The sequence below is a fragment of the Arthrobacter sp. ISL-5 genome, from assembly GCF_018613835.1.
In the GTDB taxonomy this organism is placed as follows: domain Bacteria; phylum Actinomycetota; class Actinomycetes; order Actinomycetales; family Micrococcaceae; genus Arthrobacter.
In genome coordinates, this window is sequence record NZ_JAGGPM010000025.1 from 1 (window position 1) to 23,175 (window position 23,175).

At 66.9% G+C, this 23,175-nt stretch carries 27 protein-coding genes and 1 pseudogene; 13 read left to right on the forward strand and 15 right to left on the reverse strand.

Annotated features, from left to right (window positions below):
- Positions 1-180: 180 nt before the first annotated feature.
- From J7I89_RS13305 to rplI, 5 genes and pseudogenes are all read left to right on the forward strand, one after another.
- Positions 181-552, forward strand: a pseudogene (locus tag J7I89_RS13305) (transposase); the annotation flags it as partial.
- A 444-nt stretch (positions 553-996) separates the two neighbouring features.
- Positions 997-1,302, forward strand: coding sequence for a 30S ribosomal protein S6 (gene rpsF / locus J7I89_RS13310; protein WP_015939036.1), 306 nt, complete (start codon positions 997-999; stop codon positions 1,300-1,302).
- 55 nt (positions 1,303-1,357) lie between these two features.
- Complete coding sequence (locus J7I89_RS13315; protein WP_214971054.1) at positions 1,358-1,933, forward strand: single-stranded DNA-binding protein; 576 nt, start codon at positions 1,358-1,360, stop codon at positions 1,931-1,933.
- A 127-nt stretch (positions 1,934-2,060) separates the two neighbouring features.
- Complete coding sequence (gene rpsR, locus J7I89_RS13320) at positions 2,061-2,300, forward strand: 30S ribosomal protein S18 (RefSeq protein WP_003800144.1); 240 nt, start codon at positions 2,061-2,063, stop codon at positions 2,298-2,300.
- A 17-nt stretch (positions 2,301-2,317) separates the two neighbouring features.
- Positions 2,318-2,770 (forward strand): 50S ribosomal protein L9, encoded by a 453-nt coding sequence (rplI, locus tag J7I89_RS13325; protein ID WP_214971057.1) that lies wholly within the window; start codon positions 2,318-2,320, stop codon positions 2,768-2,770.
- A gap of 116 nt (positions 2,771-2,886) precedes the next feature.
- Here rplI and J7I89_RS13330 read toward each other — a convergent pair whose 3' ends face one another.
- Positions 2,887-3,300: a DUF1801 domain-containing protein gene (locus tag J7I89_RS13330; RefSeq protein WP_214971060.1), complete on the reverse strand. Its 414-nt coding sequence runs from the start codon at positions 3,298-3,300 to the stop codon at positions 2,887-2,889.
- Positions 3,301-3,482: 182 nt separating this feature from the next.
- Between J7I89_RS13330 and J7I89_RS13335 the strand changes: the two genes are divergently transcribed.
- Positions 3,483-4,106 (forward strand): FMN reductase, encoded by a 624-nt coding sequence (locus J7I89_RS13335; protein WP_214971392.1) that lies wholly within the window; start codon positions 3,483-3,485, stop codon positions 4,104-4,106.
- Between the two features lie 52 nt (positions 4,107-4,158).
- Positions 4,159-4,497 carry a zf-TFIIB domain-containing protein gene (locus tag J7I89_RS13340; protein ID WP_214971063.1) on the forward strand — a complete coding sequence of 113 codons (339 nt, stop codon included), beginning with the start codon at positions 4,159-4,161 and terminating at the stop codon, positions 4,495-4,497.
- A 26-nt stretch (positions 4,498-4,523) separates the two neighbouring features.
- Here J7I89_RS13340 and J7I89_RS13345 read toward each other — a convergent pair whose 3' ends face one another.
- Both J7I89_RS13345 and J7I89_RS13350 read right to left on the reverse strand, forming a co-directional pair.
- A complete protein-coding gene (locus tag J7I89_RS13345) occupies positions 4,524-5,090 on the reverse strand; it encodes a hypothetical protein (RefSeq protein ID WP_214971066.1) in 567 nt (188 codons plus the stop codon).
- Positions 5,091-5,094: 4 nt separating this feature from the next.
- A complete protein-coding gene (locus J7I89_RS13350) occupies positions 5,095-5,562 on the reverse strand; it encodes a hypothetical protein (protein ID WP_214971069.1) in 468 nt (155 codons plus the stop codon).
- Positions 5,563-6,246: 684 nt separating this feature from the next.
- Here J7I89_RS13350 and dnaB point away from each other — a divergent pair.
- A complete protein-coding gene (dnaB, locus tag J7I89_RS13355; RefSeq protein WP_078028396.1) occupies positions 6,247-7,629 on the forward strand; it encodes a replicative DNA helicase in 1,383 nt (460 codons plus the stop codon).
- A gap of 64 nt (positions 7,630-7,693) precedes the next feature.
- On the opposite strand, the gene J7I89_RS13360 is transcribed toward dnaB, so the two are convergent.
- The 7 genes from J7I89_RS13360 to J7I89_RS13390 form a co-directional block, all read right to left on the reverse strand.
- Complete coding sequence (locus tag J7I89_RS13360) at positions 7,694-9,139, reverse strand: ABC transporter ATP-binding protein (protein ID WP_214971072.1); 1,446 nt, start codon at positions 9,137-9,139, stop codon at positions 7,694-7,696.
- Entirely contained in the window at positions 9,136-10,023 is an 888-nt protein-coding gene (locus tag J7I89_RS13365) for an ABC transporter permease (RefSeq protein ID WP_214971075.1), read from the reverse strand. Before J7I89_RS13365 ends, J7I89_RS13360 begins: the two co-directional genes overlap by 4 nt.
- The gene (locus J7I89_RS13370; RefSeq protein WP_214971078.1) at positions 10,023-11,012 is read right to left on the reverse strand and encodes an ABC transporter permease; all 990 of its coding nucleotides are present in this window, start codon (positions 11,010-11,012) and stop codon (positions 10,023-10,025) included. Before J7I89_RS13370 ends, J7I89_RS13365 begins: the two co-directional genes overlap by 1 nt.
- A 13-nt stretch (positions 11,013-11,025) precedes the next feature.
- Positions 11,026-12,579 carry an ABC transporter substrate-binding protein gene (locus J7I89_RS13375; RefSeq protein WP_214971081.1) on the reverse strand — a complete coding sequence of 518 codons (1,554 nt, stop codon included), beginning with the start codon at positions 12,577-12,579 and terminating at the stop codon, positions 11,026-11,028.
- Positions 12,580-12,749: 170 nt separating this feature from the next.
- Entirely contained in the window at positions 12,750-13,721 is a 972-nt protein-coding gene (locus J7I89_RS13380; protein ID WP_214971084.1) for an acyl-CoA thioesterase, read from the reverse strand.
- Between the two features lie 218 nt (positions 13,722-13,939).
- Positions 13,940-14,374, reverse strand: a complete 435-nt coding sequence (locus J7I89_RS13385; RefSeq protein WP_214971087.1) for a DoxX family protein — start codon at positions 14,372-14,374, stop codon at positions 13,940-13,942.
- A 135-nt stretch (positions 14,375-14,509) separates the two neighbouring features.
- Complete coding sequence (locus J7I89_RS13390) at positions 14,510-15,085, reverse strand: antibiotic biosynthesis monooxygenase (RefSeq protein ID WP_308159906.1); 576 nt, start codon at positions 15,083-15,085, stop codon at positions 14,510-14,512.
- A 145-nt stretch (positions 15,086-15,230) separates the two neighbouring features.
- Between J7I89_RS13390 and J7I89_RS13395 the strand changes: the two genes are divergently transcribed.
- The 3 genes from J7I89_RS13395 to J7I89_RS13405 all read left to right on the forward strand — a co-directional run bounded on the left by J7I89_RS13395 (position 15,231) and on the right by J7I89_RS13405 (position 17,645).
- Positions 15,231-16,514: an MATE family efflux transporter gene (locus tag J7I89_RS13395; protein WP_214971397.1), complete on the forward strand. Its 1,284-nt coding sequence runs from the start codon at positions 15,231-15,233 to the stop codon at positions 16,512-16,514.
- 69 nt (positions 16,515-16,583) lie between these two features.
- The gene (locus J7I89_RS13400) at positions 16,584-17,171 is read left to right on the forward strand and encodes a hypothetical protein (RefSeq protein WP_214971090.1); all 588 of its coding nucleotides are present in this window, start codon (positions 16,584-16,586) and stop codon (positions 17,169-17,171) included.
- Between the two features lie 102 nt (positions 17,172-17,273).
- Positions 17,274-17,645 carry a hypothetical protein gene (locus J7I89_RS13405; RefSeq protein ID WP_214971093.1) on the forward strand — a complete coding sequence of 124 codons (372 nt, stop codon included), beginning with the start codon at positions 17,274-17,276 and terminating at the stop codon, positions 17,643-17,645.
- A 73-nt stretch (positions 17,646-17,718) separates the two neighbouring features.
- On the opposite strand, the gene J7I89_RS13410 is transcribed toward J7I89_RS13405, so the two are convergent.
- Together J7I89_RS13410 and J7I89_RS13415 are read right to left on the reverse strand one after the other, a co-directional pair.
- Positions 17,719-18,267, reverse strand: a complete 549-nt coding sequence (locus tag J7I89_RS13410; RefSeq protein WP_214971096.1) for a CGNR zinc finger domain-containing protein — start codon at positions 18,265-18,267, stop codon at positions 17,719-17,721.
- A gap of 49 nt (positions 18,268-18,316) precedes the next feature.
- On the reverse strand, positions 18,317-18,538 hold the full coding sequence (locus J7I89_RS13415; RefSeq protein ID WP_214971099.1) for a hypothetical protein: 222 nt from the start codon (positions 18,536-18,538) through the stop codon (positions 18,317-18,319).
- Here J7I89_RS13415 and J7I89_RS13420 point away from each other — a divergent pair.
- On the forward strand, positions 18,519-19,490 hold the full coding sequence (locus tag J7I89_RS13420) for a DMT family transporter (protein ID WP_214971102.1): 972 nt from the start codon (positions 18,519-18,521) through the stop codon (positions 19,488-19,490). The two genes, J7I89_RS13415 and J7I89_RS13420, sit on opposite strands and share 20 nt — an antisense overlap.
- An 80-nt stretch (positions 19,491-19,570) precedes the next feature.
- On the opposite strand, the gene J7I89_RS13425 is transcribed toward J7I89_RS13420, so the two are convergent.
- Entirely contained in the window at positions 19,571-19,837 is a 267-nt protein-coding gene (locus J7I89_RS13425; protein WP_214971105.1) for a hypothetical protein, read from the reverse strand.
- Positions 19,838-20,049: 212 nt separating this feature from the next.
- Here J7I89_RS13425 and J7I89_RS13430 point away from each other — a divergent pair, with 212 nt between their 5' ends.
- The gene (locus J7I89_RS13430; RefSeq protein WP_214971108.1) at positions 20,050-20,322 is read left to right on the forward strand and encodes a DUF2277 domain-containing protein; all 273 of its coding nucleotides are present in this window, start codon (positions 20,050-20,052) and stop codon (positions 20,320-20,322) included.
- A gap of 57 nt (positions 20,323-20,379) precedes the next feature.
- On the opposite strand, the gene J7I89_RS13435 is transcribed toward J7I89_RS13430, so the two are convergent.
- A complete protein-coding gene (locus tag J7I89_RS13435) occupies positions 20,380-22,884 on the reverse strand; it encodes a cation-translocating P-type ATPase (RefSeq protein ID WP_214971111.1) in 2,505 nt (834 codons plus the stop codon).
- Positions 22,885-22,911: 27 nt separating this feature from the next.
- Positions 22,912-23,142 (reverse strand): heavy-metal-associated domain-containing protein, encoded by a 231-nt coding sequence (locus tag J7I89_RS13440; RefSeq protein ID WP_214971114.1) that lies wholly within the window; start codon positions 23,140-23,142, stop codon positions 22,912-22,914.
- Between the last annotated feature and the right edge of the window lie 33 nt (positions 23,143-23,175).

The following is a 23,175-nucleotide window of genomic DNA, read 5'->3' on the forward strand; positions in this document are numbered from 1 at the left end:
CAACATAACCAAGTACTACTAGACGCCTGTTGAGGACGCACAAACCTTCGTCATCGAAGCCAGAAGGCCTCCGACCAGAAAATCTGGTCGGCGACCTTCTTCCACTGCTGTCCCGGCGGGGCGACGACGGCCTGCAAGGTGTCGTACTTGACCCGACCGCTTAAATTCGCGGTGGCCCGCGGCGATTCGCCTATGTTCCCGGCCGTCATGGAAGCAGTACGGGTTCCCCGCCTCGGCGGCGGCCGCGCCAGGACCCGGCCGGATGCCGTGATGGGCCACAAGGCCTACTCGTCCAGGGCAAACCGGGCACTGCTGCGCGGACGGGGCATCAAAGCCGTCATTCCGGAACCCTCTGACCAGATCGGGCACCGCAAACGCCGCGGCTCACGCGGCGGACGCCCCGTGAACTTCGACGCCGAGACCTACAAAGGCCGCAACACTGTGGAGAGGTCCTTCAGCCTCTTCAAACAACGGCGCGGCATCGCCACCCGCTACGACAAACTCGCACTGACCTATCGAGCCGGCGTCGTCCTCTACGCCGTCGTCAGTTGACTCCGAACCGGACTACACGATGCAACGGTCCTTCGACGGCGCATGGCGTCTGAGCGGAAGCACGCCCGGTAAGGCGTCCGTGAGCTATGAACGGAATGCATCCTTCAGCAAGGCCAGGCCCGAGTGGGAAAAGGAAACGCGAAAGGTCGATTTCTATGTCAGGGGCAGTGTCTCCGTCGCTTCGGACAATGTCGTGGTGAAACTTTCGCGGTTCTAGGGACCCTTTTTTCCACATAGGTGCCTCCGCTGCTGCTGCCGGGGCCCGCATCACGCTAGCCTCGAGCCAGAGCACGAATCGCTGAATCCGGCTTCGATGCACTAAGATATTGAAGTCTGTGCTGCGCCCTGCCTCCGTTTTGGATGCCGGGTGCGCATGGCGCCGCAAATGAACCTCCTGTTACGGAAATGCCGTAACCGCTTAGCCCAAAGGAGGTGGGTTCACATATGCGTCCTTACGAATTGATGGTAATCATCGACCCCGAGGTCGAAGAGCGTACCGTAGAGCCGTCGCTTCAGAAGTTCCTGAATGTCATCACCAACGATGGTGGAACCATCGAAAAGGTTGACATCTGGGGCCGTCGTCGCCTCGCCTATGACATCAAGAAGAAGTCCGAAGGTATCTACGCCGTGGTGAACTTCACCGCCAAGCCGGAAACCGCCAAGGAACTTGACCGCCAGCTGAGTCTCAACGAGACCATCATGCGCACCAAGATCACCCGCCCCGAAGAGCAGAAGGTCGTTGCTGAGTAATTTCAGCTCCCGGCTTTTATTCTTTACCCCGCAGGAACGAACAAGGAGGCAGTAGATGGCAGGCGAAACCACTATTACGGTCATCGGTAATCTCACCAATGACCCCGAACTGAGGTTCACACCGTCAGGTTCGGCAGTAGCGAACTTCACCATCGCTTCCACGCCTCGCACCTTTGACCGCCAGTCCAATGAGTGGAAGGACGGGGAAACCCTGTTCCTCCGCGCATCGGTGTGGCGCGAAGCGGCCGAAAACGTTGCCGAGTCCCTGACAAAGGGCATGCGCGTGATCGTCAACGGCCGCCTGAAGAGCCGTTCCTACGAAACAAAAGAAGGCGAGAAGCGCACCGTTATCGAGCTCGAAGTCGATGAAATCGGCCCGAGCCTGCGCTACGCCAATGCCAAGGTCAACCGCACCCAGCGCTCCGGCGGTCAGGGTGGCCAGGGTGGCTTCGGCGGAGGCAACAGCGGCGGTGGATTCGGTGGCGGCCAGGGTGGAAACCAGGGCGGCAACACCGGAGGAACCTGGGGCGGCAACCAGCCCGCAGCGCAGGAAGACCCCTGGGCAACGCCCGGGGTCAGCAATGCAGGCGGCAGCTGGGGCAACGGCCCGGATTCCGAACCTCCCTTCTAAAACAACAAATTAAAGGTTCGACGCCGGAACCGCCCGGGTGCCGAAGGCACCGTGGTGACTGCCGCCGTCGGACCACCACCATCCCGTGGATCAATATCCACGGGCTCCATAGAATAGGAGCTCCACGATGGCTAAGGCTGAACTCCGTAAGCCCAAACCAAAGTCCAACCCCTTGAAGGCCGCTGACATCACTGTCATCGACTACAAGGACGTAGCATTGCTGCGCAAGTTCATCTCCGACCGCGGAAAGATCCGCGCCCGTCGCGTCACTGGCGTCACGGTGCAGGAACAGCGCAAGATCGCCCAGGCAATCAAGAACGCCCGCGAAGTTGCTCTGCTGCCTTACTCCGGCGCTGGCCGCGGCTAAGGAAGGGATTAACTAACATGGCAAAGCTCATTCTGACCCACGAAGTAACCGGTCTCGGTGCTGCTGGCGACGTTGTCGAGGTCAAGGACGGTTACGCACGTAACTACCTGCTGCCCCGCAACTTCGCTCTGACCTGGAGCAAGGGTGGCGAGAAGCAGGTTGAGTCCATCAAGGCTGCCCGCGCTGCCCGCGAGCACGCTTCCCTGGAAGATGCTCAGAAGCAGGCCGCTGCACTCTCCGCCAAGCCGGTCAAGCTGGTCGTCAAGGCCGGCGAAAGCGGCCGCCTGTTCGGCACCGTCAAGCAGGGCGACGTGGCCGACGCTGTTGAGGCCGCTGGCCTTGGCCGCATCGACAAGCGCAAGGTTGAACTGCCGGCACACATCAAGTCGGTCGGTTCCTACCAGGCGAACGTCCGTCTTCACGACGACGTTGCCGCTGTGATCGAACTCGACGTAGTCGCAGGCAAGTAGCCGTTCCGGCTTCACGCCAGACCGCTACGCAGTCCTGAACTGCTGACGGCCCCCCCGTCGGATTCCTCCGGGAAGCCGACGGCGGGGGCTTTCGCGTTAACAACCCCACGGACCGCTCAGGCCTGATGAATGACGGTGGTGCAGTAGCGGTAGCCGAGCCTGATCAGCGCCGCCTCGTCCACGTCAGCGAGTTTGTTCACGTACAGGCAGCCAGAGCCGGTCTTGTGTTTGCCGAGCCGGGCCAGCAATTCCGCGGATTCCGGCGCAATCGTCAGGCCGTACAGCGAGAGGCTGGCCTTCCGGGGCGAAAAGCCGACGGCGGGCATGTCCCCCTCGCGGCCGGTCGCGTACTTGTAGTGCACGCGGCCAAAGCCCACGATGGTGGGCCCCCACATCTCGGGTCCCTCTCCGGTCAGTTCCGCCATGAGGTCCAGCAGCCGAAGGCCGTCCTGGCGCCGGACGGGGTGCTCCACGCCGGCAACGAATTCGTCCGCCGAAGCGCCGGTCACCTGCGTCTTGTTTTCTGTCATGGGCGCAGTCTACTTCGCGGGAATCCGGTCCCGCGGACCCGCCTGACGGGAGCGTGGACGGGAGCGAGGACCGGTGCGAAGTGCCCGGCGCCTGCTGCGGAATAAACGCGAAGGGCCCCGGGTTGAGCCAGTAGATGCAAACGCATGTACTGTCAGTGGCAGTCGAACCTGAGGAGAACACCGTGGAGACCCGCCGTATCACCGTTCTGTCCGCCGGCCTGGGCGTGCCGTCGTCGAGCCGCCTGCTTGCCGACCAGCTCGCCGCAGCCGCCAAGCAGCGGCTGGAGGCGGCAGGATATGAGGCGGCAGTGGACGTGGTGGAACTCCGCGACCTGGCCGTGGACATTGCCAACAATTTCGTCACGGGCTATGCGGGGCCCCGCCTTGCGGACGCGATCGCCGGGGTGGAGGCCTCGGACGGCATTGTCGCCGTCACGCCCGTCTTCAGTGCCTCGTACAGCGGGCTCTTCAAGTCCTTCATCGATGTCCTAAATCCCAAGTCACTGGACGGAAAGGCCGTGCTGCTCGGCGCCACGGGCGGCACTGACCGCCACCAGATGGTCCTCGAGTACGCCATGCGGCCGCTGTTCAGCTACCTGCGCACGCGGACGGCTGCGACGGCCGTCTTCGCGGGCCCCCAGGACTGGGGCAACACGGACGACGGCGGCTCGCCCCTTTCGGCGCGGATCGACCGCGCTGCGGCCGAGTTCAGCCAGCTGCTCGAGGGCGCGCAGCCGGGCCGGAAGGCCGCCCCGCTGGAGTCCCTGCCCTTTGAACAGTTGCTAGCGGGCATCTCAGGCGCCTGACAGGCAACGGGAGCCAGCGAACTATTCTCCGCACCCGCTCGTTGTGCCGGACATGAAATGTCCTGTTGATTCTGTAGACCTGATCATGAGCGAACGCAGCGGCGTCGAAATCGACTACTGCCCCCAGTGCCGGGGCGTGTGGCTTGACCGGGGGGAGCTGGACAAGATCATTGACCGTGTGGCCGCCGGGGGACCAGGAGCACCGGTGGCGCCCCCGGCGCCTGCCCCGCCGGTCGGCATGGCCCCGCCACCCCTGTACCGGAGCTACGAGCAGCGGCGTGACCAGCCCCGCTACGATGACCGCGGCCACGCTAAAGGCTATGACGGCGACTACGACCGACGCCGGCCCAAGAAGAAGGAAGGCTGGCTGGGCGACCTCTTCGACTTCTAGAGGTCGCCGGGTTCCCGGAGGGCGATTCAGTCGTCAAGCAGCGCGATGAATTCGCGGGCCTGCTTCATGGTGATGTCCGAGTGCCGTGTCAGCGCCGTGGCCGCGGCCTCCGTGTTTCCGCTCTTGGCGAGCGTGCGGATGCGGCCGTAGATCTCGTCGTTCAGCATGTTGCTGCTGACCTCGCGGGTGACGTCGCCCTTGCTGGCGATCGCCCGGTACCGGTAAGGGAAGCGCTGCGGCGTGTCGTCGTCGGCATCGGGCTCGCTGGCTGCCTGTGGCGGCGGCGAGCGGAAGGGCTGCGGGTGGGCCGCCAGCGCGGCTACTGCGTCCCGGGAGGCCCTGAGGCCCTGGCCTGAGACCTCGTAGTAGAGCTTGATCGCGGCCATGGCCTGGCCCTGCGCAATCAGGGCATACAGCCTCCGGTGGTCGTCTTCCGAGAGCTTCGCGGCAGCCATTTTCGCCAGTTCCGCGGATTCCGGCGGGGCCGGGGCGGGTCCGGCGGACTTCCGCCGGCGCCCCCAGGCCCGGGCCGTGAGAGTCACGGCGACGGCGACGGCCACGAGGATCAGGAGGGGGATCACGAGCGATTCCATTGTTCTAAAGCCGATCTACATATTGCTTGGCGGTCAAAAGGTCGGAGTGGGTTGCCTGGCGCAGAAGCCTGATTGCCTGGATTTTCTGCCCGTTGCGCGCCATGGACTGCAGCTGGAGGGCCAACTGCGGATTGAGCTGGCCCCCGGGCAGAACAGCACTCTGGAAAGCGTGCTGCCCCTGGCCTGCGATTGACCCTGGCTGGCCGAGGAGCGCCGCCCGGGCGTGGTCCTGCTGCTGGGTGTGCTGCTGTTCGTTCTGGCTGGGCCGGGTTGCCGCGTCAACGCGGGCGCGGGCGGCCGTCGCGGCCTGGACCTGAGCGGCGTAGTGGGCCTGTGAACGCCTGGCCAGATCCAATTGGTAGCGTTCCGCGTCCGACATGCCGGTGTCCCGCGGCTTCAGCGCCGTGGACAGGGCCCAAAGGACAGCCAAGAGGATAAGGACAGGCAATATGACTATCAGAACGTCGCCCATAGTTAGAGCTTAGGCCAGATGCGCGTTATCCACAGCATGTGCCGGAAGGCGTATATAGCGGCCGCTGCCCGGCCCTATGCGCGCCTCCGGCGGCCCGGCCCTGAACGCGCCGCCCGCGGCCTGGCGGTGACTTTGCTCGCACGAACCGCGTATTTGCTCGTCCACAGCCCGAAATTACCGGCCGGTATCCCCAGCAAACGGCTTCAGGCTGTGGATGAAGGTACGGAAATATTTTCTTCAGTCCACAGGTCCACAGCAGCGTTTTCGCAGGTCAGAGGCTATATATGCCCGAAAGAAAATTGATTTCCACAGCTTCACCCACAGGCTGTGCACAAGCAGGGGAGCGTTGTGCACAGGTTATCCACAGAGGTGCAGAACTGCGGGCTTTGTGCGTTGCCCGGTGGGCGCTAACGTAGCGGAGACACCCCATCAGGACGCGGTTCGCTTTCGGTCCGGCACACCGGAGCTGATGGTTTTCCAGGCCCCGGCTATTCCGTGCTGCCTGTGGAAAACCTGTTGATGAGGGTGTCGCCGCGGGGGCACGGCGTCCGACGGAAAATGTCAGGGCTGGCTGGTGTAGTTGCACTAGCCGCGCGGCAGATTCCGCTGAACGGCCCACCCGGCATACGGCACACCCGCCGCAGATTCCTCCGGGAACTGCGGACACAATGGAGGACGGCAGCTTTGTCAGTTACGCACCTGGACTCAATCGAGGGCACCCGCAGCTCCGAAGGCAGCCGCAAGCCTCCGCAGGACATTCCGGCCGAACAATCCGTCCTGGGCGGCATGATGCTCTCCAAGGACGCCATCGCCGACGTCGTGGAGATCCTCCGCGGCCAGGACTTCTACCGCCCTGCCCACGAAACCATCTACGAGGCCGTGATCGACCTCTATGGCCGCGGCGAACCCGCGGATGCGGTCACGGTCTCGGACGAGCTGACCAAGCGCGGCGAGATCAACCGGATTGGCGGTCCTGCCTACCTCCACGAGCTCATTCAGACCGTTCCCACCGCGGCCAACGCCGGCTACTACGCCGAGATCGTGGCCGAACGGGCCGTCCTCAGGCGCCTGGTCAACGCCGGCACCAAGATCGTCCAGCTCGGCTACGGCCAGGACGGCGAAGTCGAAGACCTCGTCAACCAGGCGCAGGCTGAGGTCTATGCCGTCGCCGAGCGCCGGACCGCTGAGGACTACGTCGTCCTGAAGGACGTCATGGAGTCCACGGTGGACGAGATCGAGGCCTCCGGCCACCGCGGCGAAGGCATGGTGGGCGTCCCCACCGGTTTCTACGAGCTGGACGAGCTCACCCACGGACTGCATCCGGGCCAGATGATCGTCATCGCTGCCCGCCCCGCTGTGGGTAAATCCACCTTCGCGCTGGACTTTGCCCGCTCCGCTGCCATCAAGAACAACCTGGCCACGGTGATGTTCTCGCTCGAAATGGGCCGGAACGAGATTGCCATGCGTCTCCTGTCCGCCGAGGCCACCATCGGGCTGCAGGACCTGCGCAAGGGCACCATCAAGGACGAGCAGTGGTCCAAGATCGCCACCACCATGGGCCGCATGAACGATGCTCCGCTGTTCATTGACGACAGCCCCAACATGTCCCTCATGGAGATCAGGGCCAAGTGCCGGCGCCTCAAGCAGCAGCATGACCTTAAACTCGTGATCCTCGACTACCTGCAGCTGATGAGCTCCGGCAAGAAGGTGGAGTCCCGCCAGCAGGAGGTCTCGGAGTTCTCGCGTGCACTGAAGCTGCTCGCGAAGGAGCTGCAGGTCCCGGTCATCGCGCTGTCACAGCTGAACCGTGGTTCCGAGCAGCGCCAGGACAAGCGGCCCATGGTGTCGGACCTTCGCGAATCGGGGTCCATCGAGCAGGACGCCGACATGGTGATCCTGCTGCACCGCGAGGACGTCTACGACAAGGAGTCCCCGCGGGCCGGTGAGGCGGACATCCTCATCGCCAAGCACCGTAACGGGCCCACGAAGGACATCGTGGTCGCGTTCCAGGGGCACTACTCGCGCTTCGCCAACATGGCGGCGGATGCCGGGGGCGGCGGGTTCTGACCCGCGGAACCTGGCACCAAGCGTGGCGCCCGGTGCCAGGCCGTGCGGCGTCACACCGGAGGCGTCACACCGGCGTTCCCGCGCCTTGGACCAATCGTTCCGTGACCGCGACTCCCAGCGGGATGCGGCGGCCGGCGACAGCGTTGGCGAGGGCATAGTCATGGGTGACCAGCACCAGCGCGCAGCCATGCCGGTCCACCTGGTCCATGAGGCAGGCGACGGTCAGTTCCTGGGTGATGAGGTCCAAGCGTGAGGTGGGTTCGTCGGCGAAGACGAGGGCGGGTTCGAGCAGCATGGCCCTGATGATCGCGAGCCGCTGCAGTTCCCCGCCGGAGACCTGGCCGGGCCTGCGGTTGAGAAGTGCCGGTGTGAGGCCGAGCGAGGCCATGAGTTCCTCGAGGCGGGCTGGCTCCAGCCGGTGACGGCGGATAACGTCGCCGAAGGGGTCCCGCAGGGCGACTCGGGCGGGGAACGCCAGTGCCGGGTCCTGGTACAGCTTTTGCAGCCGGCCTCCGCGGAGCGCGACGGCATGGTGGACGTATCCGGCATCGGGCGGCAGCAGTCGCAGCAGCACGTTGCCCAGAGTCGTTTTGCCGCTGCCGCTGGGACCGCCCAGGGAGACCCGTTCCCCGGCCCGGATCGTGACGGAGAGGTCCGAGAAGAGTTGCTGGCCGCCGAAGGCCTTGGACAGCCCTTCGCCGGAGACAAGCGCGGTGCCACCCTCTTCTGGTGGTGCCCCGCGTCGCGCCCACGCATGGTTCCAGTTCGCCGGTTCGGCTTCCAGCAGCCTGCGTGTGTAGGGATGAGCCGGCTCAGTGAGCACTTGCCGGGCGCAACCCTGCTCAACGACGTGGGCGTCCTTCATGACGAGGACATCCCCGCCGAGTTCTCGGGCCAGGTCCAGGTCGTGGGTGATGGTCAGCAGGATGCCGCCGCCGTCGAGGTGCAGCTTCAGCAGTCCTGCCAGCTCGGTCCGGGCGCGCTCGTCCAGGCCCTTTGACGGCTCATCCGCTATGAGCACGGGCGCTCCGCCGATGGTGGCGGCGGCGAACGCGACGCGTTGGGCCATGCCGCCGGAGAGCGTGTGCGGGAACGCGCGGGACGCGTGTCCGAGCCCAAGGGCAGCGAGCAGCGTTCCTGCTGTGCGGCGGGCGCCGCTGCTGTCTGTTGTGAAGGAGGTGGCGCCTTCGGCGACCTGTTCCTGGGCGCGCATTGTGGGGTCCAAGGCGAGCGTGGGTTCTTGTGGCAGCAGGGACATTAGCCGGCCCCAGAGCCCGCGGCGGTTTGCCCGGTCGGACAGGTCGAACGTTTGGCCGTCCATGGCCAGGCTTCCCCGCGCCGTGAGGTTCGCCGGGAGTGTCCCCATGATCGCATGGGCCAGCAGGGATTTCCCCGAACCGCTTTCGCCGACGATCGTCACCGGGCGGCCGCGCTCAAAGTCCAGGGTGCCCACATCGACCAGGGTGCTGTCAGCGTGGCTGACGACGAGGTGGTTTAGGCGCATGCTCATTGGCGGGCCTCCTTGCTTCGCAGGCTCAGGAGCCCGATCAGGATAGTGCTCAGGACCAGGACGGGGGCGAGAGACATCCACGGTGCCTCGTGATAGTAGGGGAACGCCTCGGTGATCATCAGCCCCAGTTCCGGCGTGGGAGGCCGGACCCCGATCCCGACGAATCCCAGGGTGGACAGGGCCAGGATTGAGGAGCCGATTCCGAAGGTGGCCATGGTGGTCAGCAGCGGCCGCAGATCCGGCCAGAGGTGGCGGCGCATGACGTGGACGGGACCCAGCCTGAGCAAGCCGGCGGCCTCCACAGCCGGCCCGGCGAGCACCAGGGCGCTGCGGGCCCGGACCATGCGGAAATACTCGACCCACTGTGACAGCGCCAGCCCGGCGTAGAGGGTCCACAGATCCCCGTTGGCCAGGGCGGAAAATATGAGGATCACCAGAAGGGCCGGCAGCGCAATGAACGCCTCGGACAAGCCGTTGAGGGCAGTCTCGATCGAGCCCCCGCGCCATGCCGCGATGAGAGCGCCTGTTGTTCCGACCAGCAGGGCAGTACCCACGCAGGCAATTGCCATCATCAGGGACAGCTGCGTGGCGTGGGCCAGCCGGGCAACGACGCTCCGGCCCAAGTGATCCCGGCCGAGCGGCTCCGCCAGGCTGGGTGCTTCGAGGAACCGTGACAGGTCCTGAACGGCGTGGTCCGGCCAGGCCAGCGGACCGATGAGCGCGAAGAGCACCAGCACGGCCAGCAGGGCAGCCGCGACGCCCTGGACGGCCGTTCCTGGTACCAACCGGCGCCGCGCCGCCGGGACCAAGGGAAGAGCCGGGGGCCCGCCCTGTGCCGGCTTGCCGGTTTCCACGCCAGTTCTTCCGGTATCGAAAGGAGCCATCACAGAACTACCTCCCGACGGCGGGGACGGGGATCGATGGCCAGTGAACCGAGGTCAACCACCGTGTTCAAGACGACCACGAGGAGCGCCAGGGCCACGGCTGTAGCCTGGATCATCGGGATGTCCCGCCAGAAAATCGCGTGCACCAGAGCATGTCCCAGTCCGGGCCAGGCGAAGAGGCTTTCAACCACGACCACGCCTTCGATGAGGATCAGCGTCTGCACGCCGACATAGGCGATCAAGGTGACGCCGGTATTCCTGAGTACGTGCCGAAGGAACACCAGCCGGCCGCCCAGGCCCTTGGTCGCGGCGAACCGGACGTACTCGGACTGCCGGATCTGCGCGACGGCGTCACGGGTCACCCGGGCAAACAGCCCCGAGAGCCCCACGGCCAAAGTCGCGGCCGGGAGCACGAAGTTGCTGGCTTCACCGTGGCCCGCGGCGGGCAGTACGCCAAGATGAACCGAAAAGACCAGGATCAGCACCAGGCCCAGCAGGAAGGGCGGCAGGGCGCGCGCGCCGGACACCCAAAACGTCGTGATTCGATCCAATGCACCGCCGGGCCTGGCGGCGGCCAGGGCTCCGCCCGTCGCACCGACCGCCAGCGCCAGGACCAGCGCCGCAGCGGCGAGCTGCAGGCTGCTGGAGAAATAGAGGCCGAGTTCACCGGCCACGTCGGCGCCGGTGACCAGGGAGGTGCCAAGGTCCAGGGAAACGAGGTCACCGAGCCAGTCGAGGAGCTGCTGCCACGCCGGCCTGTCCAGGCCCAGCTCAGCGCGGACCGTGTCCGCCGACGCCGCGGTCACCTGGTCATAGCCGTAGCGGCCCGCAGCGATGCGGTAGGCGATGTCACCGGGCAGGCTCTGCACGATGGCGAAGCACGCCGTCGAGACGAGAAGAACGAGGCCGACCGCCTGGACAGCGCGCTGCCGGAGGACCCGGGCGGCAGGCGCCGCGATGGCCCGGCGTGTGGTTGTTGATGCGTTCATGAACGGTTCCTGCCTACTTTGTCCAGGTCAGATCAGTGAGGCGCCAGGAGCGCTCCAACGGGTCCAGGACGAGCCCGTCCACCCGCTGGCTCACCACGGCACTCTGGCGGTACCACGCGACAGGAATGACGGGCAGTTCGCTCTGCAGGATTTCCGTCACCTGGCGGCGGCCCTCGGCCGCGCCGTCGGTGTCGGTGCCGCTGGCCATGGTGTTCAGCGTCGACGTCAGGGCCGGGCTGTTCCAGCCCATCGCGCCATAGTCCGCACCGTCCGGGCCGAAGTCATCGGCCAGTGTGACCAGGGCGTCTGGTACCAGTGCATAGTTACGGGCGTAGAGGCCCAGCTCAAGTGAGCCGTCCTGGTGACCGGCGGGGATCTCGCTGGAGTTGCCGATCTTCACCTGGAGTGCGATCCCCAGCTCTTTCAGCTTGGCCTGGATGGCGGTGGCAAGAATCGGCAGTTCCGGGCGGTCGGGGAAGGTGCGCAGGGTGACAGTGAACTTGCGGCCGTTCCGTTCCAGGGTGCCGTCACGGCCTGGGCTCCAGCCGGCCCGGGCCAGCAGCTCGCGCGCTCCGGACGGATCGTGAGTCAACGCCGTGGTGGATTTCTGGTGCCATTGCGGGAGTGAGGGCGGGAACAGCTGGGTGGCGGCCATCTCGGGGTCCCGGAGCAGCGCCGTGGCCATCGACTCACGGTCCAGGGCCATGCTCAGCGCACGCCGAACGCGGACGTCGCCGAGGATTTCGTGGCCCGCATTGACCTTGAGCAGGATCGTGCGGGGCAGCGTCACGTCGGCGATGTCCACCTTGCCGGCCTGCTTCAGGCGCTGGAGGCTGGTCGGATCCATGCCGAACGTGACATCGGACTGGCCGCTCTCTGCCATCAGCGCCCGGCTTTCCGACCTCCCCACGGCCTGATATTTCACCTCGGTGATGGCAGGCTTCTTACCCTGCCACTGCTCGAAGGCCGCCAACTCGATGTTCGCCGGCTGCTCCAGCCGCTTGATGCGGTAGGGGCCGGAACCCACGATCTCGGCAACTTTCCGATCCGCGGTGTAGGAGCTGGGGGCGAGGATCTGCGTGCTGGTGTGAGCCAGTACGGCGGCAAGCGGAGCGAAGGGCCTGGCCAGGGCCACCTTCACAGCCTGGCCGTCGGCGGTGATTGCCCTGACGGGGACTTCTGACAGGGGCGTTCCGGCCTTGCCCCGGGCCGTGTCCAGTGCGGCAGCGACAGAAGAAGCGGTCACCGGAGTCCCGTCGTGGAAGTGTGCGCCGGGGCGGAGCCTGAACCCCCATGTGAGGCCGTCGGGGGAAGTGTCCCAGCTCGTCGCCAGCCCCGGCTGCAGGACGCTTTGGGGATCGGCGTCGACCAGGGTCTCGGCGACCTGCAGCCGCGTGAAGAACCCACCGCTTGTTGACGGGTCCAGGCTGTGGAGCTCGAACTGCCCCACCACCTTCAGCGGCTGGCGCGGTTCTTGGTTGTCCTTGGCGCCCTCCCCGGCGCAGCCTGCCATCATCAGCACTGCGGCGGCCGACGCGCCGGCGGCCCTCATCTTGCGCCAAGCCATTTTCTGTTCCTTTTGCATAGTCAACGGTCTATTCCGAGCTGACTCTAGATGCAAATGATTATCAATAGCAATTTTATGGCGCAGTGATGGACATGCGTGGCCGGCAGTTGAGGGCCGTGAGGGGCGGTCGTTTTCGTGCCGTGACGCTGGAACGGCTCAGCGGCGACTTATCAGTGGTTCTGCTGCAGAAGATGGTTGGGCAGCCGGTTCCCGGGCGCGGCCGCGCGGATTTCCAGCAGCTCACGGGCATGCGCGTGCAGGCGCCTGTCCTCGTCCGAAACGGGGACCCACGGGGGAACGGGGACGGAGGTGCCCTCGGCGTCACGGGCAACCATGACGGTGAGGCAGTAGGTGGTCAGATTGAGTTCGCGGCTTTTGGGGTCGCCCGAGCGGACATGTACCGCCACGTGCATACCTTTGGTTCCGGTGTAGACGAGCCTGGCCTCGACCTCCACCACGTGGCCGATCAGGAGCGGACGGTAGAACCGGACGCCGCCGGAGAACACCGCCACAGTGTCCTTGCCGCAGTAGCGCGATGCGCAGACGTAGGCCGCCTCGTCGATCCATTTCATGACGATGCCGCCGTGGACCTTGCCGCCCCAGTTGACATCCGTTGGAGCTGCCATGAACCGCAGGACAACACGTTCCGCGGTGCCGGCATCGGTATATTCCTGGGCGTTCATGGCTTCCACGATCCGTTCGCGGATCCCGATCCGGGCCAGTGCGTGGTCGCGCTCTTCCAGTTCCTGTGCGGTGGCGGGTTCGAACTGCTTCACGGGGATGGGCTTGCCGTCCTCGCCCACGGCCACGAAGATCACCATGCACTGGCTGCGCATGGTTGCCGGGCCGCCCTTGGGATCGCCGGAGGAGACGACGGTGCGGATGTGCATCGAGGACCGGCCCGTGTAAACGATGGTGGCGGTGACTTCCACCATGTCGCCGCTGTTGACGGGGTCCGCAAAGTGGATATTGCCCACATAGGCAGTAACGCAGTAGGACTTCGCCCAGCCCACGGCTGCGGCGTAGGCCGCCTTGTCCACCCACTCCAGGACCGTTCCGGCGTCGACGGAGCCGCTGTGGCCGACGTCCGTAGGGGCCGCGAGGAAGCGGAGGGTCACTGAATTGGCGGCAGTCTCGCTCATGCTGCGATCTTACTGACGACTGGCGCGGCGGGTGGAGCCGGGCAGACACAAACGCCCTCCGGGACGCCACAAGCGGCCGGAGGGCGTTCGTCTGGATGGGCGAGGCCACGGCCTCCCGGGCCGCTCCCTTCAGTACGCCGACAAAAAGCGGCGGCTGCGCACGTGGGTGCGCAGCCGCCGTCGGGCATTCCGTTGAGGTGACGTCCTGAGGTGGCGTCCTAGGCGAGAACGTTCAGCTTCGAGCCGGTGCGGCCGAAGAGGGCGCGGTCGACGGAGAGTCGGCCGGCGCCGGTGAGGGCGATGGCGAGTGCGGCCGCGGCCAGCAGGAGGACCAGTTCGTACCCGCCGTTGGCGGCGAAGACGCCGGCCGGGGCGTGCACCAGGAAGAAGGCGCCGAGCATGTTCAGCGCCAGCAGGGCGGCGAAGACCCGGGCGAGCACGCCGAGGATCAGGGCGATGCCGCCTGCCAGTTCGAGCGTAGCGATGACCGGGGCTGCGGCCTCGGCTGCAGGAACACCCATCTTTGCGAAGGACGCCTGGGTGCCGGCGATGGTGAACTCGCTGAACTTCTGCCAGCCGTGGGCTGCGAACAGGAATCCGACGATGACGCGCAGGATGGTCAGTGCGGTGGTGGTCAGGGTGGGCTGGTTCATGGAAATTTCGCCGTTCGTGTCGGGTGCGTTCGGTCTTGCTAGCCGGCGATCGGATCGCTTGTAGCTTCAAGTCCACTGTGCCGCACAATTAGTTGAAGTGTCAACTAATTGTGACGTTTTGCACTCTTCGGGGCCCTATGACCGCTTCTTCCGGAGCCAGGGGCCGAGCAGCCTGGTGGTGGCCGGAAGGAAGATGTAGGTCATGAGCGGGGTCAGGATGCACGTAGCCAGAAGTACCTGGAGCACCAGCGGCCAGTCTTGTGTGACAGGGTGCAGCAGGAAGTTGGCCAGAAGGCTGAGGGGAAAGAACGGTAGGAAGATGCTGACCATCTGCTTCCAGCGCGGAGGCACCACGGTCTCCGGAACGGCGAGGTGAACATCGCCGGGCTGGGCGAACCAGCCCTCGATCCCGGTGCGGCGCTCCACCCTTGTGGTCTCCACGAGGCCGGCAGCGCTGTCGATCCACCAGCGCCGCTCCTCGGATTGCTCCCAGTCGTGGAGGAGGTCAGCGTCCGCAAAACGGTACAGCATGTGCCATTCGTCGGAATCGGCTGCGGAGCGGACCCACCCGGAGCCGAGGTAGCCTGGCCATTCGCGGGCCAGTTCCTGGCCGGCGTGGGCCCAGGCGCTGGCCTGGCGGGTGCGGCCCGGCAGGACCGTGCGGGCAATGGACACGGTCACGGGTTGGGGCAGGGAATCTGTCTTTGGCACTGCAGGAATATTACCGGGTCAGGTAATCGGGCCAGCGGCGGGCCGCCCCTGCCGCAGCGGCCGCTAGGCTGAAACGGTGCCCGACTCACCTTCCGCCACGGTTCCGGCCGTGAAATCCAACAGCCACGCCCGCGAAATCCTGCGCATGGCGGTCCCCGCGTTCGGAGCCCTGATCGCGGAGCCGCTGTTCCTGCTCGCCGATTCGGCGATCGTAGGCCACCTGGGGGTTGCCCAGCTGGCCGGCGTCGGGCTGGCCTCGGCCGTGCTTCACACTGCTGTCGGCCTGATGGTGTTCCTGGCCTACTCCACCACCCCGGCCGTGGCCCGCGCGATCGGCGACGGGCAATTCGCCAAGGCCCTGGCCGCCGGACGCGACGGCGTTTGGCTGGCCTTCCTGCTGGGAACCATCCTGGCGGTAGCGGGCTTCGTCGCCGCGGAACCGCTGGTGGGACTCATGGGCGCCGGCGGCGAGGTCCGTTCCTTCGCCGTGGACTATCTCCGCTGGTCCATGCCCGGGCTGGTAGCCATGCTGCTGATCTTCGCCGGCACAGGCGTGCTCCGGGGACTGCAGGACACGCGGACGCCGCTGGTGGTGGCCACGGCAGGGTTCGCGCTCAATATCGCACTGAACCTCATGCTGGTCTATGGCCTGGGCTGGTCCGTCACGGGGTCCGCCGTCGGAACCAGCATTGCGCAGTGGGCCATGGCGGCCGTCTATCTCCTGATAGTGCAGCGAAACGCGCGCAGCCACGGCGTTTCGCTCCTGCCTGACTGGCGCGGGATCCGCGCCATGACCAAAGTGGGTTCGTGGCTGATGCTCCGGACCCTGAGCCTGCGGATCGCCATCCTGGCCACCGTCCTGGTGGTCACGGCCCAGGGTGCCGTGAACCTCGCCGCGCATCAGCTGGCCATGACCGTCTTTACCTTCCTCGCCTTTGCGCTGGACGCCCTGGCGATCGCCGCACAGGCACTCATCGGGAGGGAACTCGGGGCCTCCAACCCGGAGAAGGCCCGGCTGCTGACCCGGACCATGATCCGCTGGGGCACCGGCTTTGGTGTGGTGACGGGCGTCCTGCTCGCCGTGGCCGCGCCCTTCGCCGGCGCACTGTTCACGTCCGACGCCGGCGTCCAGTCAGTCCTCACGTCTGCCCTTCTCGTGCTGGCGGCAGGGCAGCCCATTGCGGGGTACGTGTTCGTCCTGGACGGCGTGCTGATCGGGGCAGGTGACGCCAAATATTTGGCGATTGCCGGCGTCGTGAATCTTGCCGTTTACCTGCCGATGCTCCTGGCAGTCCCGCTCCGCGGGCCCGGCGGGGCTGCGGCGCTGGTCTGGGTCTGGGTGGCGTTCTCGCTGGGCTACATGCTGGCCCGGGCCGTGACGCTGGGCCTCAGGGCAAGAACGGACCGCTGGATGGTGCTCGGCTCCTGACGAGGGCCCCTCGCGGGCCGTTGCCGGTGCAAGGTTCGGGGAATCAGGCGGGCGAACTAAACTGGTCCGGTGACTTCCCCCGTGAACCCCGTTGAAGCCTCCGCGCCTGCCCACCAGGCGGAACTGTGGAAGCCCGTGCTGCTGCGCGCCGCCGCCGCGCTGGCGTTCGGCGCCGTGACGGTGTTCTGGGCGGCGCCCTCCGAGACGGGGATGAGCTGGGCGGGAGGGGCGTACCTGCTCGCGACCGGCGCCGTCCTGCTTTGGGGTATCCCGCTGACCGGTTTCCGCCGCGAGGCGTCTCCCGGCAGGACCATGTCCGCGGCGGCCTCGGTCCTCACCGGCGCAGGTGCCAGCGTCCTGATCCTGCAGGGCAGCCTGCTCTTCGCCTTCGTTGCCGCGTTGGGCCTCGCCGCCGTGGCCGCAGCCGAACTGTATTTCGGCATCAGGTTCAGGGGGCGCCATGTCCTGGCGCGGGACTGGCTCGCCTCGGGGGTGGTTGGCCTCGGGACGGCCGCTGCCCTGCCGTTCTTCACCTCCCTCGGCCCGCACGCGCTGCTGGGCGTCGCCGGCGGCGGAGCCATCATCTCGGGCGTGCTCTGGATCCTGGCCGGTCTTTCACTCAGGCATGATGCGCGGGCGGCCGCCGCAAGGCCGTAAACTAGAACGTAAGGGTTCTACTCCCTGTAGAACAATGGCAGTAGACCAATCACATCACAACGGGCAGGCCGCATCCTTGCCGCCCGCATTGGAGGAAACACCGTGGCACACCAGAAACCAGGAGAACCGCGGAACCTGCGGACCTCGGTTAAGGGACCCCTGATGTTCTCCGCGTTTTGGGGTGTGCTGGCCTTCTTCGCGGTGCTGATCTTCGCCTCCGGCGGCAGTGCGCGCGCGCCGCGCTTCGACCTCGCCTTCACCGGCGCTGGCATTGCCTTCATCGTCACGCTCGTCATCGCGGCAATGCTGTCCATGAGCTACAAGGACAACGCCGAGCACCTGGGGAAGGGCTCCGGCGTGAACCTCAGCTCGGCCAAGAAGCCGTCGCACGGCTTGGGCGGACACGGCCAGAAGCCGGGTCCCGTTGCGCCGCATCCCTCGGACGACTCAAATCCTGACGGCGGCACCTCCTAGCGGTACTGCGCCCCCGGCCGTACGGCGCCCCTAGCGGCAAAGCACGTGGCCTGTTAGTCCCCGCCCACCGCTGCTAGTCCCCGCCCGCGGCGCGGCGCGCCCGATAGGCCGCCACATGCGCGCGGTTGGCACAGTTTCCCGTGTCGCAGTACCGTTTGGACCGGTTCCGGCTGAGGTCCAGCACAACGGCGTCGCAGTCGTCCGCCGCACACACCAGCATCCGGTCCATTTCCTTGCTGCGGATCACGTCCACCAGGGCCATGGCTGCCTCTGTTCCCATTCTGTCCGCCAGCGGAGCTTCGCGGGTGGTGGCGTGGAGGTGCCAGTCCCACTGGTCGTGCTTCAGCAGCTGGGGCAGGGCGTGGGCTTCGCGCAGCAACCGGTTCACGCCTGCCACGGCCGTATCCTCGTCCGCGGTCCACAGGGCAGCGAGATCTGACCGCAGCGCGTGCACGCTGGCCAGCTCCGCGGCGTCCCGTGCGCGGGATCCGCTGAAGCCCTCCGCACGGAGGAACTCGTCCAGGTCCGCCACCGTGGCCAGTTTTTCCTCGCCGTTCGCTGCGCTGTTGATGAGGTGCACCACGGTCCGCAGCGCCACCTCCGTGTCAGGGGCAAAGACCATCTTGACTCCTTACAGTGCCGAGGCGTAATGTCATGACCAACACCCCACTTTACTCCTGACAGGAGGCAGCCGTGCCTGCATCCAGCAACCGCGCCAAACTGCCCCAGCCGGCGATCCCCGCAGCGCGGGCTGCCTCAGCGACGTCCCTGACTTCGCCGCCCTCCACTTCGGCGTCCCCAGCTGCGCGGGCCTCCACTGCGCCGTCTGCTTCGGCGCTATCCGTTCCGGCCCGCCCGGCGGCACCGGGGTTCATGGCGTCGGGCCTGGGCATTGCCCTGTTTTCCTCCGCCGTCTTCGGCCTCTCCGGCTCCTTCGCCAAGGCACTGCTGGAAACCGGCTGGACGCCCGGTGCCGCCGTCACCGCACGGCTGACGGGCGCCGCGCTCATCCTGGCGATCCCCGCCATCCCGGCGCTGCGCGGGCGGTGGCACCAGCTGCGGGACAACTGGGTGACCATCGTGCTGTTCGGCCTGATCGGCGTGGCGGCCTGCCAGCTGTTCTACTTCAACGCGGTGGACCGGCTCTCGGTCGCCGTGGCGCTGCTGCTGGAGTACCTCGCCCCGGTCCTGATCGTGCTGTGGATGTGGGCGGCGAGCCGGAAGCGGCCGCGCCCGCTCACCATCGCCGGAACGCTCCTGTCGCTGGGCGGCCTGGTCCTGGTGCTGGACCTGACGGGCGCCGTGAAGATCGACTTCGTCGGCGTGCTCTGGGGCATTGCCGCCGCAGTCTGCCTGGCCATCTATTTCTTCATCACCGCCAAGGAAAACGACACCCTCCCGCCCATCGTCCTTGCCTCCGGCGGGCTCATGGTGGGCGCTGCCGTCATGTGGCTGGCCGCCGCCACGGGCCTGCTGCCCATGGCCTTCAGCACGGCCGACACGAAACTGGGGCCGTGGATCACGCCGTGGTGGGTTTCCGTCGGCGGACTGGTGGTGCTGGCCACCGTGCTGGCGTATGTCTCCGGAATCATGGCGGCGCGCGCCCTGGGATCGAAGGTGGCGTCCTTCGTGTCGCTGACCGAGGTGCTGTTTGCCGTGCTCTGGGCGTGGCTGCTGCTCGGCGAACTGCCGGGCGCCATCCAGCTCCTGGGCGGCGTGCTGATCGTTGGTGGTGTCGTGCTGGTCCGGCTGGACGAGCTGCGGGGACTCGTTCCGCGGACCGGTGCCGGCACTCCGGTTACCGCACCGCTCGACCACGCGAACGACGTCGAACCCGTCCCGTAAGCCGTTGCCCCCTAACGGGGCCGGGGTTAAACGCCAGGAGGGCCGGACGCGTGCGTCCGGCCCTCCTGTGGTTGCTTGCCCTAGCGGTGGGAAGCTTCCTCCTGCTGCTGTGCGTTGCGGGAGGCCTGCTTGCCGGCCTCGTCCAGGGCCTGGGCAATCTTGGCGAGCTGCGCTGCGTGATTGCTTTCCCAGTCGGCGCGGAACTTGTCAGCGTCCGGGCCCTTCCATTCGGTGGCCTGGAGAGCGCTGGACAGCGCGGACCTCTGCTTTTCGATTTCAGCCGAACCCTGCTGAAGCTTCGTGCTCAGTGTCTTGAGCTGGTCGGTATCTGCACCCCAAAATGCCATTCTGTTTCTCCTTAATCAACGGACCCGATCCAGTCGGCATCCCCAGCGGCCTCCGGCTCGTCCGGAAGATCCATTGCCTACAAGCTATCCTCCGACACGAAACAGTGTCGATGGGCACCGCTCCCCATGCAGTCCTCCCCATGGTTTCGGCACCCCTCCCGAAAGGTGTCCGGAGGGTCGATCCCGGGCGATCCAGAGCCTAGCATGGGGGTATGTGCCGGAACATCCGAACCCTCCACAACTACGAACCGCATGCCACGTCCGAGGAGGTCCATGCCGCGGCCCTGCAGTACGTCCGCAAGATCAGCGGCAGCACCAGGCCATCCAAGGCCAACGAGGAAGCCTTCGAACGTGCCGTACACGAGGTGGCGCACGCAACGCAGCACCTGCTCGAGGCGCTCGTGACGCACGCGCCGGCGAAGGACCGGGCAGAGGAAGCGGCGAAGGCCAAGGCCAGGGCGGCCGTGCGCTTCGGCGCTGCCTGACACCGGCGCTGTCTGCCCGGCAGCCCCCTGCCTGGCCGCTCCCTACTTGGCCGCTCCCTACTTGGGCGGCTGCGTGCTTGCCGTGCCGAAGCTGCGCAGCCGGAGCGAATTGGCCACTACCAGCACGGAGCTTGCGGCCATGGCAACGCCGGCGATCATCGGATTGAGCAGGCCCAGCGCGGCCACCGGGATCCCCACCGCGTTGTAGAAGAAGGCCCAGAACAGGTTGGTCTTGATGGTGGCCAGCGTCCGGCGGGACAGTTCGATCGCCGTTGCCACCTGCCCGAGGTCGTTGCCCATGACAGTCAGGTCGGCCGCCTCGATGGCGACGTCCGTTCCGGAGCCCATCGCGATCCCCAGATCCGCCTGGGCCAGGGCCGCGGCGTCGTTCACGCCGTCACCGGCCATGGCCACCGTCGCGCCGGCGGCCTGCAGGCGGCGGACGGCGTCCACCTTGCCTTCGGGGAGGACGCCCGCGAACACGTCCACGGCGGGAATTCCGACGGCGGCTGCCACCTGGGCGGCCACGGCGGCGTTGTCGCCGGTCAGCAGCACGGGCCGCAGCCCCAGGGATTTCAGCCTGGCGACTGCCGCCGCCGATCCCGGTTTGAGCGTGTCCCGCAGGGTGATGATGCCCGCGGCCTCGCCGTCCACGGCAACCCAGATGGCCGTGGCACCCGAGTCCTCCGCCGAACGCAGTGCGTCGAGCTGCCCGGGCAGAGGGCTGAGGCCGTTGTCCTGCAGCCATCCGGTCCGGCCGGCAACCACCAGCCGCCCCTCCACGGTTCCCACCACGCCGCCGCCCGGTGCGGAACGGAAGCCGGCGACGGCGGGGAGGCCGCCGCCGTCGTCCGTCCGGCCGGTGACGGGCACCGTGGCCCGCGCGGCAGCGGCGATCGCGTGCGCGATCGGGTGCTCGGAAGCTGCCTCGACCGCGCCGGCCAGCCGCAGGACCTCCGCCTCGCTGAACGGCGAGAAGGCAACCGCGGAGTCGACGGCAAGGTGTCCGCTGGTGACCGTGCCGGTCTTGTCCAGCAGGATGGTGTCCACGGTGCGGGTGTCCTCGAGGACCTGCGGGCCCCTGATGAGGATGCCCAGCTGGGCGCCGCGCCCGGTTCCGGTCAGGAGCCCCACCGGAGTGGCCAGGCCGAGGGCGCACGGGCATGCAATCACGAGCACCGCCACCGCGGCCGTGAAGGCCGAGCGCAGCTGGGGCCCGCTGACGTCCGGGCCGGCCGCCAGCAGCCAGGCGGCAAAGGTCAGGACGGCGATCGCCAGCACGATCGGGACGAAGACGGCACTGATCCGGTCCGCAAGCCGGGCAATCGGTGCCTTTCCGGTCTGGGCCTGGGCCACAAGCCGGCCCATCTGGGCCAGCGTTGTTTCCGCGCCGACACGCGTGGCGCGGACCAGCAGCCGGCCGGCGGTGTTGATGGTGGCGCCCGTGACCGGGCTCCCGGGACCCACCTCAATGGGCATCGATTCGCCCGTCACCAGCGAGGCGTCGACGGCGGAGGAGCCGCTGATCACGACGCCGTCGGTGGCGATCTTCTCACCGGGGCGCACGACGACGACGTCGTCCACGGCGAGCTGGTCGGCCGAGGTCTTCACCTCGGCGCCGTTGACGAGCACTGTGGCGTCCTTGGCGCCGAGGTTCAGCAGCGCCTTCAGGGCGTCCCCGGCCTTGGCCTTGGCGTTCGCCTCCAGGAACCGGCCGAGCAGCAGGAAGGTGGTGACGACGGCGGCGACCTCGAAGTACAGGCCGCCGGAGCCCGCGCCGCCCATCTGCTCCATGCCGGGATGCTCGGTCAGGCGCGGATCGGCGAGAAGCTGCCAGGCGGAAAAGATGTACGCGGCGAGCACGCCCAGGGACACCAGCGTGTCCATCGTGGAGGTGAAGTGCCGGGCATGGATGGCCGCCGCCCGGTGGAAGGGCCACGCCGCCCAGCTGACCACGGGCAAGGCCAGGGCGCCGGAAACCCAGCCCCAGTTCGGGAACTGGAACGCCGGGAACATCGAGATGAGGAAGACCGGGACCGTCAGGACGGCCGCCGCGATCAGGCGCGGCTTGAGCGCTTGGGCCGTGCTGCCGTGTCTCATGTGGTCTACGTGGTGCTCGTGGTCGCCTTGGTGCTCCGCCGGTCCACCATGCTCCGCGTGCTCGGTCGTTCCTCCCTTAGACGCACGCTTCCGCATGCCGGCACCGGCGTCGTCGCCAGCGCTGCCGGCCCCCACATTGTCACCTGTCGTGGTCGGTACAGCTAGCGTGCCGGTCCGGCGGTCCGTGCCGGAGGTGTGCGCGTCCTGACGCTGGTGTAATGCGGGTTTGATCCGCGCCTTGTAGCCTGCTGCCGCTACCTGATCCGTGATCTGTTGGTCTGTGATTCCGGGCGGGACCCTCACGTGGGCCGATTCCAGGGGGAGGTTGACCGTGGCCTGGACGCCTTCGAGTTTGCCGAGCTTCTTTTCCACCCGGTTCACGCAGGACGCGCAGGTCATGCCCTCGATGTCGAGTTCGACCGCCCTGCTGGTGGGGCGCCCCGGAAGCTGCTCTGTGCTCATTTGTTGTTCCTGCTCTGCCTGGGCGGCTTACGCCTCGTTGGCCACCACAAGGTAGCCCGCTTCGGCCACTGCCTCGCCGATTTCGGACGGCGAGAGCTCCTCGGTGGAGGTGATGGTGACCGTGGAGACTCCGCCGGCATTGAGATCCACGGCTATTTCCTCGACGCCGGCCAGCGATTCGAGCTCTTCGCTGACGGCCGACACGCAGTGCCCGCAGGTCATTCCGGAGACGTGGACGGTGGTGGAAATGGTGCTCATTGCTGGCTCCTCGTTGACGCGCTGACGGGATGG

Excerpts from the sequence above, each read along its gene's own strand:
- J7I89_RS13415 (WP_214971099.1), bottom strand. The coding sequence starts at position 18,538 with ATGCCCAGGCCCGACGCCATGAACCCCGGTGCCGCCGGGCGGGCCGGA.
- J7I89_RS13395 (WP_214971397.1), top strand. The coding sequence starts at position 15,231 with ATGGCGGTCCCCGCGTTCGGAGCCCTGATCGCGGAGCCGCTGTTCCTG.
- J7I89_RS13350 (WP_214971069.1), bottom strand. The coding sequence starts at position 5,562 with ATGGGCGACGTTCTGATAGTCATATTGCCTGTCCTTATCCTCTTGGCT.
- J7I89_RS13430 (WP_214971108.1), top strand. The coding sequence starts at position 20,050 with ATGTGCCGGAACATCCGAACCCTCCACAACTACGAACCGCATGCCACG.
- J7I89_RS13410 (WP_214971096.1), bottom strand. The coding sequence starts at position 18,267 with ATGGTCTTTGCCCCTGACACGGAGGTGGCGCTGCGGACCGTGGTGCAC.
- J7I89_RS13315 (WP_214971054.1), top strand. The coding sequence starts at position 1,358 with ATGGCAGGCGAAACCACTATTACGGTCATCGGTAATCTCACCAATGAC.
- J7I89_RS13440 (WP_214971114.1), bottom strand. The coding sequence starts at position 23,142 with ATGAGCACCATTTCCACCACCGTCCACGTCTCCGGAATGACCTGCGGG.
- J7I89_RS13340 (WP_214971063.1), top strand. The coding sequence starts at position 4,159 with ATGAAATGTCCTGTTGATTCTGTAGACCTGATCATGAGCGAACGCAGC.
- J7I89_RS13365 (WP_214971075.1), bottom strand. The coding sequence starts at position 10,023 with ATGGCTCCTTTCGATACCGGAAGAACTGGCGTGGAAACCGGCAAGCCG.
- J7I89_RS13380 (WP_214971084.1), bottom strand. The coding sequence starts at position 13,721 with ATGAGCGAGACTGCCGCCAATTCAGTGACCCTCCGCTTCCTCGCGGCC.
- J7I89_RS13385 (WP_214971087.1), bottom strand. The coding sequence starts at position 14,374 with ATGAACCAGCCCACCCTGACCACCACCGCACTGACCATCCTGCGCGTC.
- J7I89_RS13435 (WP_214971111.1), bottom strand. The coding sequence starts at position 22,884 with ATGAGCACAGAGCAGCTTCCGGGGCGCCCCACCAGCAGGGCGGTCGAA.
- J7I89_RS13330 (WP_214971060.1), bottom strand. The coding sequence starts at position 3,300 with ATGACAGAAAACAAGACGCAGGTGACCGGCGCTTCGGCGGACGAATTC.
- rpsF (WP_015939036.1), top strand. The coding sequence starts at position 997 with ATGCGTCCTTACGAATTGATGGTAATCATCGACCCCGAGGTCGAAGAG.
- J7I89_RS13370 (WP_214971078.1), bottom strand. The coding sequence starts at position 11,012 with ATGAACGCATCAACAACCACACGCCGGGCCATCGCGGCGCCTGCCGCC.
- J7I89_RS13425 (WP_214971105.1), bottom strand. The coding sequence starts at position 19,837 with ATGGCATTTTGGGGTGCAGATACCGACCAGCTCAAGACACTGAGCACG.
- rplI (WP_214971057.1), top strand. The coding sequence starts at position 2,318 with ATGGCAAAGCTCATTCTGACCCACGAAGTAACCGGTCTCGGTGCTGCT.
- rpsR (WP_003800144.1), top strand. The coding sequence starts at position 2,061 with ATGGCTAAGGCTGAACTCCGTAAGCCCAAACCAAAGTCCAACCCCTTG.
- J7I89_RS13420 (WP_214971102.1), top strand. The coding sequence starts at position 18,519 with ATGGCGTCGGGCCTGGGCATTGCCCTGTTTTCCTCCGCCGTCTTCGGC.
- J7I89_RS13345 (WP_214971066.1), bottom strand. The coding sequence starts at position 5,090 with ATGGAATCGCTCGTGATCCCCCTCCTGATCCTCGTGGCCGTCGCCGTC.
- J7I89_RS13375 (WP_214971081.1), bottom strand. The coding sequence starts at position 12,579 with ATGGCTTGGCGCAAGATGAGGGCCGCCGGCGCGTCGGCCGCCGCAGTG.
- J7I89_RS13360 (WP_214971072.1), bottom strand. The coding sequence starts at position 9,139 with ATGAGCATGCGCCTAAACCACCTCGTCGTCAGCCACGCTGACAGCACC.